The sequence below is a fragment of the Stutzerimonas sp. CXK-1 genome (assembly GCF_057738225.1).
Genome location: NZ_CM173217.1, coordinates 773013 through 790430 on the forward strand (window position 1 = coordinate 773013; position 17418 = coordinate 790430).

Annotated in this window: 16 protein-coding genes; 9 read left to right on the forward strand and 7 right to left on the reverse strand. The window is 68.6% G+C overall.

Features of this window, described 5'->3' with window-relative positions; all coding sequences use genetic code 11:
* Positions 1 to 40: 40 nt before the first annotated feature.
* The gene (locus AC0KXH_RS03675) at positions 41 to 982 is read left to right on the forward strand and encodes an SdiA-regulated domain-containing protein (protein WP_488224588.1); all 942 of its coding nucleotides are present in this window, start codon (positions 41 to 43) and stop codon (positions 980 to 982) included.
* 155 nt (positions 983 to 1137) lie between these two features.
* Positions 1138 to 1551, forward strand: coding sequence for a hypothetical protein (locus tag AC0KXH_RS03680; protein WP_488224177.1), 414 nt, complete (start codon positions 1138 to 1140; stop codon positions 1549 to 1551).
* Between the two features lie 77 nt (positions 1552 to 1628).
* On the opposite strand, the gene AC0KXH_RS03685 is transcribed toward AC0KXH_RS03680, so the two are convergent.
* Complete coding sequence (locus AC0KXH_RS03685; RefSeq protein WP_376748555.1) at positions 1629 to 2291, reverse strand: phosphatase PAP2 family protein; 663 nt, start codon at positions 2289 to 2291, stop codon at positions 1629 to 1631.
* A 117-nt stretch (positions 2292 to 2408) separates the two neighbouring features.
* A complete protein-coding gene (locus AC0KXH_RS03690) occupies positions 2409 to 4367 on the reverse strand; it encodes an LTA synthase family protein (RefSeq protein WP_488224178.1) in 1959 nt (652 codons plus the stop codon).
* Positions 4368 to 4469: 102 nt separating this feature from the next.
* Between AC0KXH_RS03690 and AC0KXH_RS03695 the strand changes: the two genes are divergently transcribed.
* From AC0KXH_RS03695 to AC0KXH_RS03720, 6 genes are all read left to right on the forward strand, one after another.
* Complete coding sequence (locus AC0KXH_RS03695; RefSeq protein WP_041103734.1) at positions 4470 to 5153, forward strand: response regulator transcription factor; 684 nt, start codon at positions 4470 to 4472, stop codon at positions 5151 to 5153.
* Positions 5143 to 6411: a sensor histidine kinase gene (locus tag AC0KXH_RS03700; protein WP_488224179.1), complete on the forward strand. Its 1269-nt coding sequence runs from the start codon at positions 5143 to 5145 to the stop codon at positions 6409 to 6411. The genes AC0KXH_RS03695 and AC0KXH_RS03700 overlap by 11 nt, the downstream gene beginning before the upstream one ends.
* A gap of 82 nt (positions 6412 to 6493) precedes the next feature.
* Positions 6494 to 7171 carry a class I SAM-dependent methyltransferase gene (locus AC0KXH_RS03705; protein ID WP_041103737.1) on the forward strand — a complete coding sequence of 226 codons (678 nt, stop codon included), beginning with the start codon at positions 6494 to 6496 and terminating at the stop codon, positions 7169 to 7171.
* 2 nt (positions 7172 to 7173) lie between these two features.
* Positions 7174 to 7899 (forward strand): lipopolysaccharide kinase InaA family protein, encoded by a 726-nt coding sequence (locus AC0KXH_RS03710; RefSeq protein WP_488224180.1) that lies wholly within the window; start codon positions 7174 to 7176, stop codon positions 7897 to 7899.
* Positions 7889 to 8284: a diacylglycerol kinase gene (locus AC0KXH_RS03715; RefSeq protein ID WP_041103741.1), complete on the forward strand. Its 396-nt coding sequence runs from the start codon at positions 7889 to 7891 to the stop codon at positions 8282 to 8284. The genes AC0KXH_RS03710 and AC0KXH_RS03715 overlap by 11 nt, the downstream gene beginning before the upstream one ends.
* Positions 8285 to 8315: 31 nt before the next feature.
* Complete coding sequence (locus AC0KXH_RS03720; RefSeq protein WP_437270378.1) at positions 8316 to 10469, forward strand: LTA synthase family protein; 2154 nt, start codon at positions 8316 to 8318, stop codon at positions 10467 to 10469.
* 819 nt (positions 10470 to 11288) lie between these two features.
* On the opposite strand, the gene AC0KXH_RS03725 is transcribed toward AC0KXH_RS03720, so the two are convergent.
* The 3 genes from AC0KXH_RS03725 to AC0KXH_RS03735 are packed head-to-tail and all read right to left on the reverse strand — an operon-like array spanning position 11289 to position 12730.
* Positions 11289 to 11744 carry a periplasmic heavy metal sensor gene (locus AC0KXH_RS03725; protein WP_348692294.1) on the reverse strand — a complete coding sequence of 152 codons (456 nt, stop codon included), beginning with the start codon at positions 11742 to 11744 and terminating at the stop codon, positions 11289 to 11291.
* Positions 11745 to 11787: 43 nt separating this feature from the next.
* Positions 11788 to 12315, reverse strand: a complete 528-nt coding sequence (locus AC0KXH_RS03730; RefSeq protein ID WP_200293642.1) for a diheme cytochrome c — start codon at positions 12313 to 12315, stop codon at positions 11788 to 11790.
* 10 nt (positions 12316 to 12325) lie between these two features.
* A complete protein-coding gene (locus tag AC0KXH_RS03735; RefSeq protein ID WP_213150225.1) occupies positions 12326 to 12730 on the reverse strand; it encodes a DUF1924 domain-containing protein in 405 nt (134 codons plus the stop codon).
* A 138-nt stretch (positions 12731 to 12868) separates the two neighbouring features.
* On the opposite strand from AC0KXH_RS03735, the gene AC0KXH_RS03740 reads away from it, so the two are divergent.
* A complete protein-coding gene (locus AC0KXH_RS03740) occupies positions 12869 to 14413 on the forward strand; it encodes a 2Fe-2S iron-sulfur cluster-binding protein (RefSeq protein WP_488224181.1) in 1545 nt (514 codons plus the stop codon).
* A gap of 167 nt (positions 14414 to 14580) precedes the next feature.
* Here AC0KXH_RS03740 and AC0KXH_RS03745 read toward each other — a convergent pair whose 3' ends face one another.
* Both AC0KXH_RS03745 and AC0KXH_RS03750 read right to left on the reverse strand, forming a co-directional pair.
* A complete protein-coding gene (locus tag AC0KXH_RS03745; RefSeq protein ID WP_488224182.1) occupies positions 14581 to 15975 on the reverse strand; it encodes an MBL fold metallo-hydrolase in 1395 nt (464 codons plus the stop codon).
* 112 nt (positions 15976 to 16087) lie between these two features.
* Positions 16088 to 17350, reverse strand: coding sequence for an OprD family porin (locus AC0KXH_RS03750; protein ID WP_488224183.1), 1263 nt, complete (start codon positions 17348 to 17350; stop codon positions 16088 to 16090).
* Positions 17351 to 17418: the final 68 nt, after the last annotated feature.

Sequence of the window (17418 nt, forward strand, 5' to 3'; positions counted from 1 at the left end):
AACAGAACTGGCGGCGCCAGGACGAGGAAGTACCACGATGATGCAGATCTCCCTTTACCCCGGGCAACGCCTGAAGCTGCGGTTCGGCCGGCGTCGGCTGTTCGGCCTGCTGGCGCTGCTGGTCGGCCTGGGCGTCGGTGTGGCGTTGCACTGGGACGAGCGGCTGTACTTCTACCTGACCCGGCAGATGAACGTCACCGACCAGGGCGTCGCCAATCGCTGGCTGCCCGCCTACCGGGTGCAGATCGACGCCAAGCCGATCGAGGGCATCGCACGCAACCTGTCGGCTATCACCTATGACACCGACCTTGACCGCCTGTTGGGCGTGGTCAACGGCGGGCCGACCGAAATCGTCGCGCTGAGCAAGACCGGCGAGCTGCTGGAGCGCTATCCGCTGCAGGGTTTTGGCGACATCGAAGGGCTCACCTACATGGGCGGCGGGCGCGTGGCGGTGTCCGACGAACGGGCCCAGCAGGTGAGCATCTTCCAGTTGCCGGCCGTGCCGCGCACCATCGACAGCGCCGAGGCCAGGTTCTTTTCCCTGGGCATCAACCTCAACGGCAACAAGGGTTTCGAAGGGGTGACCTACGATGCCGCCGGCGACCGCATGTTCATCGTCAAGGAGCGCGACCCGCGCCAGCTCTACGAGGTCGATGGCGTGGCGGCAAGCCTCGACGGGGGGCTGCAGCTGAAGGTGCGCGACCGCAGCGACTGGATCACGGGCCAGGTGTTCGCCACCGACCTTTCGGACATCCACTTCGATGCCGCCACCGGCCACCTGATTCTGCTCAGCGACGAGTCGCATCTGGTGATGGAGCTCAGCGGCGACGGGCGGATGCTCAGCTACCGCAGCCTCAACGGCCTGTTCAGTGATCTGAAACGCTCGGCACCGCAGCCCGAAGGCGTGACGATCGACAATGACGGCACGCTTTACGTGGTCAGCGAACCGAACCTGTTCTACAGATTTCGCCGCGAGGGCTGAAGCCAGCGGCCTCGCCGCTGGTCGGGTGGCAGGCCGGCGCCCGCGGCTTCACGTTTCATTCACGCCGGTTTGACGGAACCCTGACGGCGCCCCGCGCAGACTGCCTCGGATGCCGCGCGCTGCCTGCGTGCGGTCGCCTCCTGCAGGGTGATTCGATGTTCATGCGCCGCTTGCCTGATTGCTCCTCGACCCGGCCTCGCGCGGGGCGGCCTGCCGCTGCGCCGCTGGCGCTTTTGTTCGCCGCACTGGTGCTGGCGGGCTGTCAGGGTGACCCCGCTCAGCCCGCCGGCGACGGCTATCCGCCGGCCTACCTCGAGGGCTATGGTGCCGGTTGCAGCAGCGGCCGCCAGGCCGCCGGCGCCATGGCCGCATTTCGCAAGGACGTGCCGCGCTACCTAAGCCAGCCGCTCTATGCGCAGGGCTGGGATGACGGCTATCGCCAGTGCGAGGCGCTGCCGCTGGGCAGCGGTGGCCTGCCGTCGCGGCGTGGCGATGCCTGGCAGCGCCAGCGTGACCGCGAGTGGCGTCATCAGGTCGACCAGGACCGGGCCGAGGCCTTCCATCGCTGAGCCAGCGGCTGAGGTCCAGACGAAAAAAAGGCGCAGGGGCAACCGCACCCTGCGCCTTTGTCGTTTCCGGCGGCTGACTAGAGCGCGGGCTCGACGGCGACGGCACCTTGCAGAGCCGGCGCCGGCCGATAGAGCACCAGGCGGTAGCAGGCCAGGCAGATCGTCCAGTCGAACAGCAGCGTCCACAGGTTGTGCGAGAGGAAGTGCGCGCCCTGCATGACCCGGCCCAGCGACATCACTGTGCCCAGGCCCAGTGCCAGCCCCAGCGCGTAGCGCGCCAGGCGCGGGCGGCGGTCGCGCAACACGAAGAACAGCGCCAGCAGTGAGAAGCCCGCCGAGGCGTGCCCGCCGGGCCAGCAGCGACCGGGCTTGAGCGTAGGTGCGCGTTCGGCCAGCAGCGGCGTGAAGGTCTCCTGGCCGCCAAAGTCGGTCAGGCTCCAGGGGCAATGCACGCCGGTCAGGGCCTTGAGCGGGGTGACGATGCTGGTCGACACGCCGAGTGCCAGCACCAGGTAACCCAGCGAGCGGCGCCAGCGCGCCAGGCGTGTCGGCAGCAGACTGACCAGAAAGCCGGCGATGGCCAGCACGCCGATGACGATCACCGCCTGCTTGACGCGGTCGTGCAGGAAGTCCTCGAGCAGCCAGCTGTGCCGGCCGACGAAACCGACGCCCGGCTCGTAGAACAGCCGGGAGAAGGCGAAGTCGAGTTCGCTGGGGTCGCCGATCAGCAGTGCCAGCATCAGCGCGGCGGGCACGCCGAAACCAAGGACGAAGTTGTACGGGCGGCTGCTTTCGCAGCGGTCGGGTAGGCGGGGCATCGGAACTCCAGAGGCGCCCTGGTCGGGCGCCGGGTCGGTCTAGCGTTGGCTGAGCTGATCGGCGTGCGGTGCTGGCGCCCGCCAGCTCAGCAGGCCCTGGCGGTAGTCGTGGCTCGCGCCCTGGTAGTAGGCGATGTCGCGCTGCACCAGCGGGTCGCTCAGCGGCGCCTCGGATTCGCGGCTCGAGCGCAGCGCCTCGTCATGCCGGCGTACCTGCAGGCGCGGGCTGAGGATCGCCAGGTCGCGGCCGTCGAACAGGCCCAGGTGCTGGTAGTTGCCGATCAGTGCGCGTCCCGGCGCGGCATCCTCGCGCAACAGGTTGCGGCCGAAGAAGGTCGACACGTAATCCATGTTCAGCAGGCCGAGCAGGGTTGGGGCCAGGTCGATCTGGCTGGCCAGCCCGGTGAACTCGCGCGGCTCGATCAGGCCCGGCGCGTAGACGAACAGCGGAATGTGGTAGTTGGCCACCGGCAGGTCCTGCGAGCCGGCGCTGCCGGCGGTATGGTCGGCGACGAAGACGAACAGCGTGTCCTTGAACCAGGGCTTGCGCCGCGCCTTGTCGAGGAACTGGCCGATGGCGTAGTCGGTGTACTTCACCGCACCTTCGCGGCCCTCGCCGGAGGGGATGTCGATGCGGCCGTCCGGGTAGGTGTAGGGGCGGTGGTTGGAGGTGGTCATCAGCTGCAGCAGGAACGGCTTGCCGGCGGCGTGGTCGGCATCGGCCTCGCGCATGGCCAGGGCATAGAGGTCCTCGTCGGCCATGCCCCAGGCATTCTTGAAGTGGATGTCCGCTTCGTCGGCGCTGCTCTGGTCGACCACGCGGTAGCCGTTGCCGCCGAAGAAGGCGCTCATGTTGTCGAAATAGCCGCGCCCCCCGTAGAGGAACACGCTGTCGTAACCCTGGGCGCCGAGTTGCTGGCCGAGGCTGGCAAAGCCGCTCTCGCGACCGATGCGCTTGACGATCGAGCGCCCCGGGGTCGGCGGCACGGACAGGGTGATCGCCTCCAGGCCACGGTCGGTGCGCGTGCCGGTGGCGTAGAAGTTGGTGAAGGTCAGGCTGTGCTTGCGCAGCTCGTCGAGGTTGGGGGTCAGCCCGCGCGCGTCGCCGAAGCTGCCCAGGTACTTGGCGCTGAGGCTCTCGATGGTCACCAGCACGACGTTCAGATGACGTGGCTGGCCGGGGTTGTCGATCGCCCGGCGGATGTCCAGCGGGTCTTTGCCGAGGAAGCGCGCATTCGGCTCGGCGACTTCCCGGCGCAGGCGGCTGCCGATCTCGGCGTCGGGCAGCGTGGCGTAGAACTGCGGATAGTCCAGCTCGTTGTTGCGAAAGGCGGCGAAGAACTGGAACGGGCCGTTGCTCGCCAGCTCGCGCTGGTAGGCGTTGCCGCCGCTGCCGCGCGGAAAGTCCTGGCCAACCACCAGTGCCGCGGCCAGTGCCAGGCCCGCTACGCTGGCCAGCGTCGCCAGGCTCCCGCGCCAGGGCAGGCTCGGTGCGGCAAGGGCGCGGCTGACCGGCCGCTGCAGGGCCAGGCCGAGTGCCAGGGCCAGGGCGGCGAGCAGGCCGAGCAGGGTGAAGAGCGGGTAGGACTCCATGATGTTGTGGATGACCTCGTCGGAGTAGACCAGGTAATCCACCGCGATGAAGTTGAAGCGCACGCCGAACTCGTCCCAGAACAGCCACTCGGCCACCGCGGTGAACAGCATCGCGTAGAGGCTCAGCACCAGCAGCAGGCGCAGGCCGAGCCGGTGCCAGCGGCTGGCCCAGATCTTTCGCGGGCAGAGCGCGAGATACAGCGCCAGCGGCACGGCGGCAAAGGCCAGGTAGGCCAGGTCGTAGATCGCGCCTTCGGCATAGATGCGCAGGATGTCGAGCGGGCCGGCGGTCGCCTCCTGCCAGTGCGCGACGAGCAACGCCGAGCGGGTCAGCACGAAGGTGCCGAGCCAGAGGCCCAGAAGCAGGGCGAGATAACGAAGCTGAGCATGTCGGGGAAAAGGCATCGTATGATCCACGGCTAAGGACGAACGCGGCGAAGTCTGCGAGTGCGTCCGTGAGCCCTTCGTAAAGAAGCCGTGAAAAAATCGTCATAGCCGCGAACCGATATGCGAATCCTCGTCATCGAAGACAACCGCGACATCCTCGCCAACGTGCTCGACTACCTCGAGCTCAAGGGCTACCTCGTCGATTGCGCCCAGGACGGCCTGAGCGGCCTGCATCTGGCGGCCACCCAAGACTACGACCTGATCGTGCTGGACATCATGCTGCCCGGTATCGACGGCTATCAGGTGTGCCAGCGCCTGCGCGACGATGCGCGGCGCGACACGCCGATCATCATGCTCACCGCCCGCGATGCGCTGCCCGATCGCATCAAGGGGCTCGAGGCCGGCGCCGACGACTACCTGGTCAAGCCCTTCGCCCTGTCCGAGCTGGTCGCCCGCATCGAAGCGGTGCTGCGCCGCAGCCAGGGTTCCCGGCGCCGGCAGCTGCAGGTCGGCGACCTCGTCTATGACCTCGACACCCTGGCGGTGAGCCGCGGTGGCGTGCCGATCCGGCTCAACCCCATTGGCCACAAGCTGCTCGCCATCCTCATGCAGCGCAGCCCGGCGGTGGTGCGGCGCGAGGCGCTCGAGGAAGCCCTGTGGGGCGACAACGTGCCCGACAGCGACAGCCTGCGCAGCCACATCCACCAGCTGCGCCAGGCGCTGGACAAACCCTTCGAGCGGCCGCTGCTGCACACGGTGCATGGCGTCGGCTTCCGCCTGGCGGAGCAGAGCGATGCTCGCTAAGCAGCCTTTCGCCCGCCGCATCGTCATTGCCTTCACGCTGATGACGCTGCTGGTCAGCGGCATGTTCTCGCTTGGGATCGTCGCGGTGGTCTATTCCATCGAGTCGCAGCTGGTGACCGAGGAAATGGGCCGCGAGATGGACACCGTCCTGCATGAGGACCTGCCCAGCGGCCAGCCGCCGCGGCTGGATGCGCGCACCCTGTTCTTCAGCACCGCGCTACCGGAGCACCCGCTGCCCGACGGCTTCGCCGCGCTGGCCGAAGGTTTCACCGAAGTGGTGCGCGGCAACGAGGCGTACTACGTCTACGTGCGCGACCTGGATGGCGAGCGCTATGTGCTGATGGAGGAGCAGAACGAGTTCGAGGAGCGCGAGAACGCGCTGTTCAACACCGTGCTCGCCGGCTTCGTGCTCAGCGTGCTCGGCGCCTGGCTGCTCGGCCGGCTGATGGCGCACAAGGTGATGGCGCCGGTGAGCCGCCTGGCGCTGCAGGTACGTCATCGCGACCAGTTGCATCCACTGGCGCCGCCGCTGGCCCTGCAGTACGCCGACGACGAGGTCGGCCATCTGGCCGCGGCCTTCGACAGCACGCTCGGCCAGCTGCGCCAGACGCTCGAGCGCGAACGGCTGTTCACCGCCGACGTCAGCCATGAGCTGCGCACCCCGCTGATGGTGGTGCTCGGCGCCTGCGAACTGCTGCTGGCCGGCGAGCTGCCCGAGCGCTCGCGGCGTCAGGCCGAGCGTATCCAGCGCGCCGCCGAAGAAATGCAGGCGCTGGTCGAGACCTTTCTCCTGCTGGCACGCTCGCGTCCCGATCAGCAGCTCGCCTTTGGCGGCAGCGCCAGCCTGGACGAGGTGGCGCGTGAGCAGAGCGAGCGCTGGGCGCCGCCGATGCGCGAGAAGGGGCTGGCCTTCGAGGTGGTTCGCGAAGGCGACGACGAGAGGCTATACAACCACACGCTGCTCGGCACGGTGATGTCCAACCTGTTGCGCAACGCACTGCACTACACCGACAGCGGCGGCATCCGCCTGGTGCTCGAACGCGGCGGCTTTCGTGTCGAGGACAGCGGCGTGGGCATTCCGCCGGAGCAGCAGGAACGCATGTTCCAGCCGTTCGTGCGCGGTGCCGAGAATCGCGGCGAGGGCCTCGGCCTCGGGCTTTCGCTGGTGCGCAGGATCTGCGCGCACCAGGGCTGGCAGGTGCGCGTGCAGGCGCAGCGACCGTGCGGCAGCTGTTTCAGTGTGGCGCTCGGTTCTTGACGTTTTTTTCACAGTCTTTTGACGGGGCCTTGATGGCGGTCAAGCTAGGTTGGGGCGTGACCTTCATAGAGCGGTGCCCGTCATGCCTCGATCCAACCCCATCGAACTGGACTTTTCCCGCAAGTACGACCGCGACCACGCCTACCAGTACCTGCACAAGCACCAGGACGGCATCGCGCGGCGCCTGTCGCACTGGCGCGACGAACAGCTCGCCCGCTGGGCGCTGACCCGCGCCGGCGAACCGGACCTGGTGCTCGATCTGCCCTGCGGCGCCGGGCGCTTCTGGCCGCTGTTGGCCGAGCACCCCAGCCGGATGATCTTTGCCGCCGACAACTCGGCCGACATGCTGGCCGTCGCCCAGAGCGAGCAGCCGCCTGAAGTGGTCGCGCGGGTCGAGACCTTCCAGACCTCGGCGTTCGACATCGACATGCACGACAGTGCGGTGGACTCGATCTTCTGCATGCGTCTGCTGCATCACGTGGCCGACCCGCAGCACCGGCTGGCGATGCTGCGCGAATTCCACCGCGTCACCCGCGACACCCTGATCCTCTCGCTGTGGGTCGACGGCAACTACAAGGCGTGGAAGCGCAAGCGCCTGGAGCGCCGGCGCCCGGCCAAGGAAAACCAGAACCGCTTCGTGGTACCGCGCGGGCTGGTCGAGGCGGAATTCGCCGAGGCCGGCTTCGACATCCTCGGCCACCGCGACTTCCTGCCCGGCTACGCGATGTGGCGGGTCTACGTACTGCGCAAGCGGAGCTGACCATGGGCATGCCATTGGTGATACCCGGAGCGCTGGCGCAGGCCAGTACCTTTCAGCGCTGGTGGGAGGCGCAGGGCGAGTGGGTCGAGGAGCCCAACCAGCGGCGTGATGGCGAGAGTGGCGTCAAGCGCCTGCGCCTGGCCGATCCGCAACGGCCGTTGCTGTATTGCAAGCGCCAGACCGGCCACCTGTACCGCTCGCTGGCGCACCCGTTCGGCCGCCCCACGGCGCTGCGCGAATACCAGGCGCTGCGCGCCCTGGAGCGGCTCGGCATCCGGGTACCGCGGGTGGTCTACTGCGCGGCGCAGCGCCCGGCCGGGCAATGGCAGGCGTTGCTGGTCACCGAGGAGCTGAGCGGCTTCGTCAGCCTCGAGCAGTGGTATCAGGAAGCGCGTCACCTGCGTGATGCCGCGGTGCAGGCCCGGCTGCTGCAGCGCCTGGGTGAAATGCTCGCGCGCCTGCATCGGGCCGGCTGGCAGCACGGCTGCCTCTACCCCAAGCACATCTTCCTGCGCGTAGACGGAGCAGGAGCGGACGCTCACGTCGAGGTGGCGCTGCTCGATCTGGAGAAATGCCGCCGGCGCCTGTGGCCTCGGCAGGCCTCGCGACGCGACATGGACCAGCTGCGCCGGCGTGCCCCGGCGATCTCGACCGCCGACTGGGCCGCGCTGCAGGCGCACTACCAGGCGGCCCTGCTCGGCGCCCAGGAGGTCGACGATGGACACTGAACCGTTAGCCGAGTCGCTCGATGCGGCCACGCTCAAGGGGCGCCAGGGCTTGCGGCGTATCGTCCAGGCCGGCGGCTATTCGCTGGCCGGGCTGCGCGCGGCCTATGTGGGCGAGGCGGCCTTCCGCCAGGTGGTATTGCTCAACCTGCTGCTGATCCCCCTGGCGTTTCTGCTCGATGTCAGCCGCGTCGAACGCGCCGTGCTGATCGCCGTGGTGCTCCTGGCGCCAATCGTCGAGCTGCTCAACTCGGCGATCGAGGCCACCGTCGACCGCATCTCGCTGGAACTGCACCCGCTGTCCAAGCGCGCCAAGGACATGGGCAGCGCCGCCCAGCTGCTAACCATGACGCTTATCGCCGTGGTCTGGGCGGTGATCCTGCTTTGAGTCCTCTTCCGATCTGCCCAGGAACCCTTTCATGACCGATGGAACCGCTCGCGCGTCGGCCGGCCAGCCAGGCCTGCGCCACCACCTGCTGTTCATGACCGGCAGCGCGCTCGCGCTGCTCGTGTTGTTCTCCCTGCTGCGCCTGGCGCTCTTGCTGTTCAACCGCGAGCTGCTCGGTGATGCCAGCCTGGGGACCCTGCTCGAAGGCTTCGGCAACGGCCTGCGCTTCGACCTGCGCCTGCTCGTCTACATCCTCCTGCCGCTTTCGCTGGCGGTGCTCAGCCGCCGGGCGATGGCCGCACGCAGGCTGCAGCGCGTCTGGCTGGGCGTTTGCGCCAGCCTGGTGATCCTGCTCGGGATGATCGAGCTGAACTTCTACCAGGAGTTTCACCAGCGCCTGAACAGCCTGGTCTTCCAGTACCTGTCCGAAGATCCGGCGACCGTCCTCAGCATGCTCTGGCACGGCTTTCCGGTAGTGAAGCTGCTCGGCGTCTGGGGTGGGCTGACGCTGCTCTGGTCGCTGCTGTTCGGCTGGCTCGACCGCCGTTGCCGGCCGCAGGTCGGCGCGCTGGCCAGCAGGCCGCGCAGCCCGGCGCCGCTGGGCTGGCACTGGCGCGGTGCGACGCTGGTCGCGCTGGTGCTGGTCAGCGTGGTCGCCGCCCGCGGCACCCTGCGCCAGGGCCCGCCGCTGCGCTGGGGCGATGCCTTCACCACCGACTCGGTGTTCGTCAACCAGCTCGGCCTGAACCCGGCGCTGTCGCTCTACGAGGCGGCGAAGAACCGCTATTCCGATCACCGTGACAACGCCTGGAAAGCCGTACTGCCCGAAGGCGAAGCCCTGACGCGCACCCGCGCGCTGTTGCTGACCGGCAACGATCGGCTGGTTGACGGTGAGCTGGCCGCGGTGCGCCGCGACTACCAGGCGCCCGAGGCCGGCCGGCTACCGGTGCGCAACGTCGTGGTGATCCTGATGGAGAGCTTTGCCGGGCGGTATGTCGGCGCGCTGGGCAGCCGCGACGGCATCACCCCGAACTTCGACCGGCTGGCCGGCGAGGGCCTGCTGTTCGAGCGTTTCTTCGCCAACGGCACCCACACCCACCAGGGCATGTTCGCCAGCATGGCCTGCTTTCCCAACCTGCCGGGCTTCGAATACCTGATGCAGTCGCCCGAGGGCAGCCACCGCTTCTCCGGGCTGCCGCAACTGCTCAGCGCGCGTGCGTTCAACGATGTCTACGTCTACAACGGCGATTTCGCCTGGGACAACCAGCTGGGCTTTTTCGGCAACCAGGGCATGACCCGTTTCGTCGGCCGCAACGACTATGTCGACCCGGTGGTCTCCGACCCGACCTGGGGCGTTTCCGACCAGGACATGTTCGACCGCGCGGTGCAGGAGCTCGACGCGCTGGGCCAGGACAAACCGTTCTACGCACTGCTGCAGACGCTGTCGAACCACACGCCCTATGCGCTGCCCGATCCGTTGCCGGTGCAGGCGGTCAGCGGGCATGGCTCGCTCGACGAGCACCTGACCGCGATGCGCTACGCCGACTGGGCGCTGGGCCGCTTCTTCGAGCAGGCCCGGCAGAAACCCTGGTTCAACGACACCCTGTTCGTGGTGGTCGGCGACCATGGCTTCGGTGCGCCGGAGCAGCTCACCGAAATGGACCTGTTCCGCTTCCATGTACCGCTGCTGCTGATCGCCCCCGGCGTGACCGAAACCTTTGGTGCGCGGCGCCAGGTAGTCGGCACCCAGGTCGACGTGGTGCCGACCATCATGGGCCGTCTCGGGGGCGAAGTGCGCCACCAGTGCTGGGGCCGCGATCTGCTGGCGCTGGACGAGCGCGATCCGGGCTTCGGCATCATCAAACCCTCGGGCAGCGACCAGACCGTGGCGATACTGCGCGGCGACCAGGTACTGGTGCAGCCCAAGGACCTCGAGCCGCGCTTGTACCGCTACCGGCTCGGCACCGATGCCGCGGCCGAGCGCATCGAGGATGCCGCCCGTGCGGCGCCGATGCTGCGTGATTTGCAGGCGTACCTGCAGGTGGCGACCGGCAGTTTGCTGGGCAATACCACGGCCGATCGGGAGCGCGACGAGCAGCCCGCCGCACGCCGGTTGGCGCGTGCCGGTGGGGGGCAGCCGGCAGCGACAGCGGCGCCGGGGAGCCGCCCGCCACGGGAGGGCTGAGTGGTGGGGCAGGCGGTCTGAACGCTACCGCCTGCCCGTACGTGGCCATATTTCCTTTATTGATCTATCGGGGTGTGGCCTGGATCGGCAAGCCTGCAGTTTCAGCCGTTTGATTTCGTTCGAGGGTAGGAGCGGTTGCCGCGTGTGCTGCTGCCTCGGGTTTCGGCCCCCGGCCGAGTCACTTGACTCGCATCGCTCGCCCTTCGGGCCAGCCTGCGGCTGTTGCTCCGCTTCGCTTCGTATCGTTGCTCGCAGAGAAAGCAGCCAAAGAGTAAGCGCGGCCGACATCCGGGGCCGCCCGCTTGGCGGCCAGACTTCCTTCGCACTGGTGGCTGGGCTCGGCGCCCTCTCACGACGGGGCGCCTCGGTCCCTTCGTTGCTCGCCGGGCGTCCATGCCTCGCGTCCCCCTGCGCAACATCTCCACTCGGCCTCCTGACGGGATCGAGGTCCGAGTCGCCTGCAGGAACGAGACGTAGCTTTGGCGTTGCTTTCTGTGCACGACCTGTCATGCCTCCTTCAGGAGGGTGAGCGCAGTCGTTGTGTCAGGGCGAGCGGTATGGGCGCGGCGAGAGGACCAGGCGTGCTCTTGTACGCCGTTCCCGGGGCGCGGGTGGAATGCGGGATCCGATGGAGAGACAAGCGTTTTTGCTTGCTTTTTGGGGGGCGGCCATCCGGCGAGTGAAGAAAGTGAATCGCCCGGCAGGGCGAAACGAAGGCTCCAGCCAGCACCCCTGAAGCGCTTCTGCGAAGGGCTGACGAGCGAAAGTCGGCAGCGCCGAGCCAGCCGCAAAGAGCCCGGCCCGGCGCCCGTGCCGAAGCTATCGCCCCACGGCAACCGCCCCCACGGCATCCTGCGCAGCCAGATAGCCCACCAGCCGATCCCGCTGCCGCGCATCGAGCAACTCGCGCTCGGCCAGCAACTGCTCGACCAGCAACTGCTGGCGCGCCTCGCGCAGTTCGGCCAGGCGCGCCTGTTCGCCGGCGATGCGCTGCGCGTCTGCGCGCTCGCCAAGCAGCGCGTCGAGCAGCCGCTGGTGCTGCTCGGCCACCGCCGTCTCGGCGGCCCGCAGGCGGGCCAGGTAGGGTGCGCGCAGGTCATGCCAGCGGCCGAGCTGTTCGGCGCTCAGCTGCAATTCACGTGACAACGCGGTCGGCGCGCCGGAAGGCATCGGCAGGCCGTCGGTGGCCAGCTTCTGCCAGGCCAGCGTGCCGAGCACGCCGAGGTTCAGCAGCAGCGACAGTGCCAGGGCGCCACGCAGGGTAGGGGTCGTCATCGGTTTCTCTCCATGGAATGAACAGGGCGCACCGGCCATCGCCTCAGCGCGGGATCTTCACGCGGTCCTCGTCGAAGTCGCCGCGCTCGGCGTCGCGGTGGCAGGCCACGCAGTTGAAGCGGCCACCGACCGCCTCGCGGGCGAACTTGGCCTCGCTGACCTCGTGGTGCTTGCGCTCGAACCAGCGGGTCTGGCTGATGCGCGGCGGCTCGCCGGCGGTCGGCGACGGCTCGACCGGCAAACGGTTGGCGGCCGAGGCGCGGACCAGGAAATCGAGGATTTCCTGTTCCTGCACCGGGTCCAGCGAGGCGTTGCTGCCGTAGTGGTCGCCGAGGGTGCGCATCTGCTCGCGCCAGGCATCGGCCGGCAGCAGGCCGGGCGAATAGAGCATGTGGCAGGCGGCGCATTCCTCCTTCCACACCAGCGGTGCGTCGCTGGGCACGGCCAGGCGCTTGGGTCTCTTGTAGCCCTTGCGTTCGTGATGTTCGTCGTCGTCGGCCAGGCTGAAGCCGCCGAGGGTCAGCGCCAGGGCCAGCCCGGTGAGGGTGGCAAGCGCAACGATGCGTTTCATGGGCGTGCTCCTACTTCAGGCCAGTGATCCAGCTGATGAAATCGCCTTTTTCCTGTGCCGTGCATTCGCGGGCGAAGACGTCGTCGCAGTTGCGGCGGAACCACTTCTCGACCTTCTTCAGGTCGGTGAAGCGCTCGGGGTTGGCCACCGGTGCCAGCGGGTCGACCTTGCGGTGCGCGGGGGTCTTGCCGGCCTGGCGCGGGTCGGCGGTATGGCAGGTGGTGCAGCTCATGGTCTTGCCGTTGCGCTGCTCCTCGGCGAAGTACAGCGCCTTGCCGCGCTCGGCGGAGAAGCCGGCGAAGGCCGGATCGGCCTGGCGCGCCTGGGTGGCGTAGCCGGGCAAGAGCGGGTGTTCGGTTTCGGCCAGGGCGGGCAGGCTGAGGCAGCAGGCCAGGGCGATCCAGTGGGCTTTCATAAAGCGCTCTCCAGGTGGGTTGAGCGCAGCCTAGCCGGCGCTTCTTACGCGAAGCTGAACGCCGCGCGGCGATGGCGTTCAGCTTCGCTTCAGCTCGGCGGCCTACAAGTGCGGCATCCATCAGAGAGGATCGCCGTCGTGGCCGTTTTCAACCGTTTTCGTCTGTTCCACTGGCTGTTGGCCGGTTTCTTCGTCGCGGTCTACCTGACCGGCGACGATGCCGAGCTACTGCATGTCTGGCTGGGCTACGGCCTGGTCGGGCTGCTGCTCGCGCGGCTGGTGATTGCCCTGCTGCGCCCGCGTGGCTTCCCGCGGTTACTGCCGGCGCAACCACGCAAGCCGAGCCTCGGCGCGTTCGGCAGCTGGCTGACCTTTGCCACCCTGGTCAGCCTGGCGCTGGCCAGCCTGATCGGCCTGGGCATGGTCGATAACGGCGACGTGCTGGCCGACCTGCCGGGCGTCAGCCCGGAGCTGTTCGGTGCCGCCAGTGACATCGATTTGGTCGGCTGGCTGGGCGACCCCGAGGAAGTGCACGAATTCTTCGCCAACCTGGCGCTGACCCTGGTGGGCCTGCATATCGGCTACGTGCTGCTGCTGCGCCGCAAGCTGGCCTGGTCGATGCTGCGTGGCCCGCGCCAGCCGGCGCCGGCGAGTGGCCCGGCGCCTGCCGCAGTGGTCGCGGCGCCGGCCTTCACTACGCTCGAGGTCAGCGCGCGCCAGGCCGAGACGGCCGATAGCGCTTCGTTCAGCCTGCGTGTGCCGCCGGCGCTCAGGGAATGCTTCGCTGCGCAACCGGGGCAGTTCGTCACCCTGCGTGTGCCCTGCGCCGAGCCACCGCTGCTGCGCTGCTATTCGCTGTCGCAGCCGGTCGGCAACGACGGCACGCTGCGTATCACGGTCAAGCGCGTGCCCGACGGGCGCGCCTCGAACTGGCTGCTCGACCAGCTTCGGCCGGGCGCACGCCTCGAGCTGCTGCCGCCGGCCGGTGTCTTCGTTTCCAGGGATCTGGATGGCGATCACCTGCTGCTCGGCGCCGGCAGCGGTATCACGCCGCTGCGCGCGATCCTCGAGGCGGTGCTCGAGCAGGGGCGCGGTCGGCTGTTCCTGTTCTACGCCAGCCGCGATGCCGAATCGCTGATCTTCGCCGACGAGCTGGCCGCGCTCGCCGCACGCCACCCCGAACGGCTGCAGCTGTGCATTTGGCTCGACGCCGAGCAGGGCGTGCCGAGCAGCCGGGCGATCGCCGAGAAGATCGCCGGCTGGCCGCGCGTCGAAGCCTTTGTCTGCGGCCCGCAGGCCTTCATGGACGGCGCCGTGCAGGCCCTGGCCGAGCACGGCGTGGAGCCGGCGCGCATCCATCTGGAGCGTTTCGCCAGCGCCGCGCCTGCCCCCGCGCGAGGCAACCAAGCGCGCGCCAGCCGCCTGCAGGTGACCCTCGACGGGCGCCGCCGCGAGCTTGACGTACAGCCGGGCGAAGCGCTGCTCGAAGCCATGGAGGCGGTCGGCCTGCAACCGCCGCAGGCCTGCCGCTCCGGGGTGTGCGGCGCCTGCCGCTGCCGGGTGGTGGAGGGCGAGGCGCGCATGCGCAGCAACCTGGTGCTCGATAGCGCGCAGCTGCGCCAGGGCTGGGTGCTGGCCTGCCAGGCCGAGCCGGCCAGCACCCGCCTGGCGGTGGAGTACTAGTGGCCTGTGCGGCTAGTTGGTTAACTCAAGTTCGGATGCACGAGGTTCCGAGACAAGGCGCCGCGACGAGTCATAGCAGGGCTATGGCGAGGAGTGGCAACGCAGTAGCGGGGCCTCGGGCGCCGAAATTGACTAACTGAACTAGCCAAACAGGCCACTAGAGTGGCTCAGCCGGCCTGCTGCACCGGCAGGTCGTGCTTCTGCCAGGCGGTCCAGGAACCGGGCACGTTGACCACGTCGCGGAAGCCATGGCGCTTGAGGATGCTCGCCGCGATCGATGCGCGGTAGCCGCTGCCGCAATAGGCCGCCACGGTCTTGTCGCGATCCAGCCGGTCGAGCTGCTCGGGCAGGTGGGCGACAAAGGCGTGCTGCGCGCCCGGCACCCGGCCCTGGCGCACCTCGTTGTGGCTGCGCACGTCGAGCACCTGCACCTGGGGGTCGCCGCGGCGGCTGTCGAGTTCCTCCACCGTCCACTCGCGCACCCGTTCCAGCGGCAGGCCGGCGTTCTGCCAGTCGGTCATGCCGTTGCGCAGGTAGCCTTCGACGCGGTCCAGGCCGATGCGATAGAGCTGCAGGGTGGCCTGCTGCACCTCGGCGCTGTCCTCGCCGACCAGGTAGATCGGCCGCTGGTCGTCGAGCATCCAGCCGGCCCAGTTCACGAACTCGTTGCGCAGCGCGATGTTCAGCGCGCCGGGCACGTGGCCGCCACCAAAGGCGAGGATCGAGCGCACGTCGACCAGTTGCACGGCCTCGTGGTCGAGGGTGCGCTGGCGGAACTCCTCCGGCGACAGCGGTGCCGGCAGCGCGGGGCCGGCGCTGAGCGGCGCCGGGCGCGCATTGAGCTGCTTCAGCCGGGCATAGTGGCGCGGCGGTTCGGGCATCTCGGCCAGCAGCCAGTCGACGAACTCGGCTTCGCTGCGCGGCTTGAGCGCCGGGTTGAACAGCAGCTCGTTGCCCAGGGTCGAGTGGCGACGGTCACCGATCGACTTGCCGCAGGCCGAGCCGGCGCCGTGGCAGGGGTAGACCTCCATGCGCTCGCCCAGCGGCAGGTAGCGCTCGAACAGGCTGTGGTGCAGCTGTGCGGCGAGTGCGCGCTCGCTGCCGGCGCCGAGCAGGTCGGGGCGGCCGACGTCGAGGTTGAACAGGGTGTCGCCGGTGAACAGGGCGAAGGGCTGTTCGCCCTGCTGGTTGTCGCGCAGCAGCAGCGAGATGTGCTCCGGGGTGTGCCCAGGCGAATGCAGCACTTGCAGGCTGACCTGGCCGAGGGCGAAGGTTTCGCCGTCCTCGGCCTGGTGCAGGGCGAAGCCGTAGTCGTCACTGCGCCCGCCGACCAGCCGGGCGCCGCAGCGCGCCGCCAGGGCCTGGGCACCGGAGACGAAGTCGGCGTGGATGTGGGTCTCGAACACGTAGGCGATGCGCAGGCCGCGCTCGCGGGCCATGTCGAGGTAGACGTCGATGTCGCGGCGCGGGTCGATCACCGCGGCGATGGCGGCCTTGCTGTCGCCGACCAGGTAGGACAGTTGCGCAAGGCCCGGGGTGTAAAGGGGTTCGAAGACCAGCATTGGAAACCTCCCGATTCGGCTTGTACCGATGTGGAGACCCATACCCCCACCCGTGTTCCCGGCAGGGGACGGCCGGTCGGCGTCGGCCGGGCCGCAGCCCGGCCGGCGCGCATTACCAGAGCGGCAGGCTGTAGCTGATGATCAGGCGGTTCTCGTCCAGGTCGCTGGCATAGTTGCTGCGCGTCGTCGCGTTGCGCCAGCGCAGGCCGAGGTTCTTCAGCGGCCCGCTCTGGATGACGTAGGCGATGTCGGTGTTGCGCTCCCAGGTCTTGCCCTCGCCGAGCCCGGCGCCCCGCTCGACGTTGTCTCCGGACAGGTAGCGGGTCATCAGGCTCAGGCCGGGAATGCCGAAGCCGGCGAAGTCCAGGTCGTAGCGCAGCTGCCAGGAGCGCTCGTCCTGATTGCCGAAGTCGTTGATCTGCACCAGGTGCATCAGCGAATTGTCGGCGCCGGAGAGGTAGGCGAAGCCGGTATCGCCATCGAGGCGCTGGTAGCTGGCGCTGAAGGTGTGTTGCGCGTGCTTGTAGCTGAACAGCAGGCCGAAGGCGTCGGCGTCGACGTTGCTGCCGCCGTCATCGGTCTGATGCACGTAGCGCAGGTCGGTCTTGAAGCTGCGCCCCTCGCCGAGCGGCAGTACGTGGACCAGGCCCAGGTTGTGCTCCCGGTAGATGTCCTCGAGGCCGCCGTAGTAGTAGCTGGTGCTCAGCTCGGCCGACCAGGCGTAGCGGCCGCCGGCAAACAGGAACTGGTCGCTGCTCGTCTGGCGGCCGAAGACGATGTTGCGCTTGCCGCCGTTGAAGGCGGTCATCTGCTCGTTGTCCGAAGAATTGCGCTGGTTGACCCGGTCGAGCTTGCCAGCATCGAGGGTCAGGCCGTCGATCTCCTTGCTCTGCAACCAGGCGCCGCGAAAGGCCTGCGGCAGCAGGCGACTGTCGTTGCGCATCACCACCGGCAGCAGCGGCTGCAGGGTGCCGACGTGCAGGGTGGTGGCAGACAGCCGCGCCTTGGCCGTCAGCCCGGCCGAGCCGTAGTCGTCCTGGGCACGGTTGGGCGCCTCGCGGTCGCTCTGCAGAAGGCCGGTGCCGACGCGGTCGGGGCTGGAGTCGAGCTTCACCCGGAGCAGGCCGATGGCGTCGAGCCCGAAGCCGAGCGGGCCTTCGGTGTAGCCCGATTCCATTTTCAGCATGAAGCCCTGCGCCCATTCCTCGGCCTTGGACTGGCCGTCGCCGGAGCGAAAATCGCGGTTCATGTAGAAGTTGCGCAGATCGATGCTGGCCTTGCTGTCCTCGACGAAGGCGGCGCTGGCCGGGCCGGCGACGGCCAGGGCGAGGGCGCTGGCGAGCAGCGGGCAGACGGATCGATGGTGCAGTCGCATGGTGTGTCCTCTTGTTGTTGTTCTGTACCGGCACTGGCCGGGGCCGTGTGCGCACGGCCGCAACAGGC

What these genes read in the sequence shown, in the direction of transcription:
- AC0KXH_RS03675 (WP_488224588.1), top strand. Translation starts at nt 41, where the DNA reads ATGCAGATCTCCCTTTACCCCGGGCAACGCCTGAAGCTGCGGTTCGGC.
- AC0KXH_RS03735 (WP_213150225.1), bottom strand. Translation starts at nt 12,730, where the DNA reads ATGAAAGCCCACTGGATCGCCCTGGCCTGCTGCCTCAGCCTGCCCGCC.
- AC0KXH_RS03750 (WP_488224183.1), bottom strand. Translation starts at nt 17,350, where the DNA reads ATGCGACTGCACCATCGATCCGTCTGCCCGCTGCTCGCCAGCGCCCTC.
- AC0KXH_RS03690 (WP_488224178.1), bottom strand. Translation starts at nt 4,367, where the DNA reads ATGCCTTTTCCCCGACATGCTCAGCTTCGTTATCTCGCCCTGCTTCTG.
- AC0KXH_RS03715 (WP_041103741.1), top strand. Translation starts at nt 7,889, where the DNA reads ATGGACACTGAACCGTTAGCCGAGTCGCTCGATGCGGCCACGCTCAAG.
- AC0KXH_RS03710 (WP_488224180.1), top strand. Translation starts at nt 7,174, where the DNA reads ATGGGCATGCCATTGGTGATACCCGGAGCGCTGGCGCAGGCCAGTACC.
- AC0KXH_RS03745 (WP_488224182.1), bottom strand. Translation starts at nt 15,975, where the DNA reads ATGCTGGTCTTCGAACCCCTTTACACCCCGGGCCTTGCGCAACTGTCC.
- AC0KXH_RS03705 (WP_041103737.1), top strand. Translation starts at nt 6,494, where the DNA reads ATGCCTCGATCCAACCCCATCGAACTGGACTTTTCCCGCAAGTACGAC.
- AC0KXH_RS03725 (WP_348692294.1), bottom strand. Translation starts at nt 11,744, where the DNA reads ATGACGACCCCTACCCTGCGTGGCGCCCTGGCACTGTCGCTGCTGCTG.
- AC0KXH_RS03720 (WP_437270378.1), top strand. Translation starts at nt 8,316, where the DNA reads ATGACCGATGGAACCGCTCGCGCGTCGGCCGGCCAGCCAGGCCTGCGC.
- AC0KXH_RS03680 (WP_488224177.1), top strand. Translation starts at nt 1,138, where the DNA reads ATGTTCATGCGCCGCTTGCCTGATTGCTCCTCGACCCGGCCTCGCGCG.
- AC0KXH_RS03695 (WP_041103734.1), top strand. Translation starts at nt 4,470, where the DNA reads ATGCGAATCCTCGTCATCGAAGACAACCGCGACATCCTCGCCAACGTG.
- AC0KXH_RS03700 (WP_488224179.1), top strand. Translation starts at nt 5,143, where the DNA reads ATGCTCGCTAAGCAGCCTTTCGCCCGCCGCATCGTCATTGCCTTCACG.
- AC0KXH_RS03730 (WP_200293642.1), bottom strand. Translation starts at nt 12,315, where the DNA reads ATGAAACGCATCGTTGCGCTTGCCACCCTCACCGGGCTGGCCCTGGCG.
- AC0KXH_RS03685 (WP_376748555.1), bottom strand. Translation starts at nt 2,291, where the DNA reads ATGCTGGCACTGCTGATCGGCGACCCCAGCGAACTCGACTTCGCCTTC.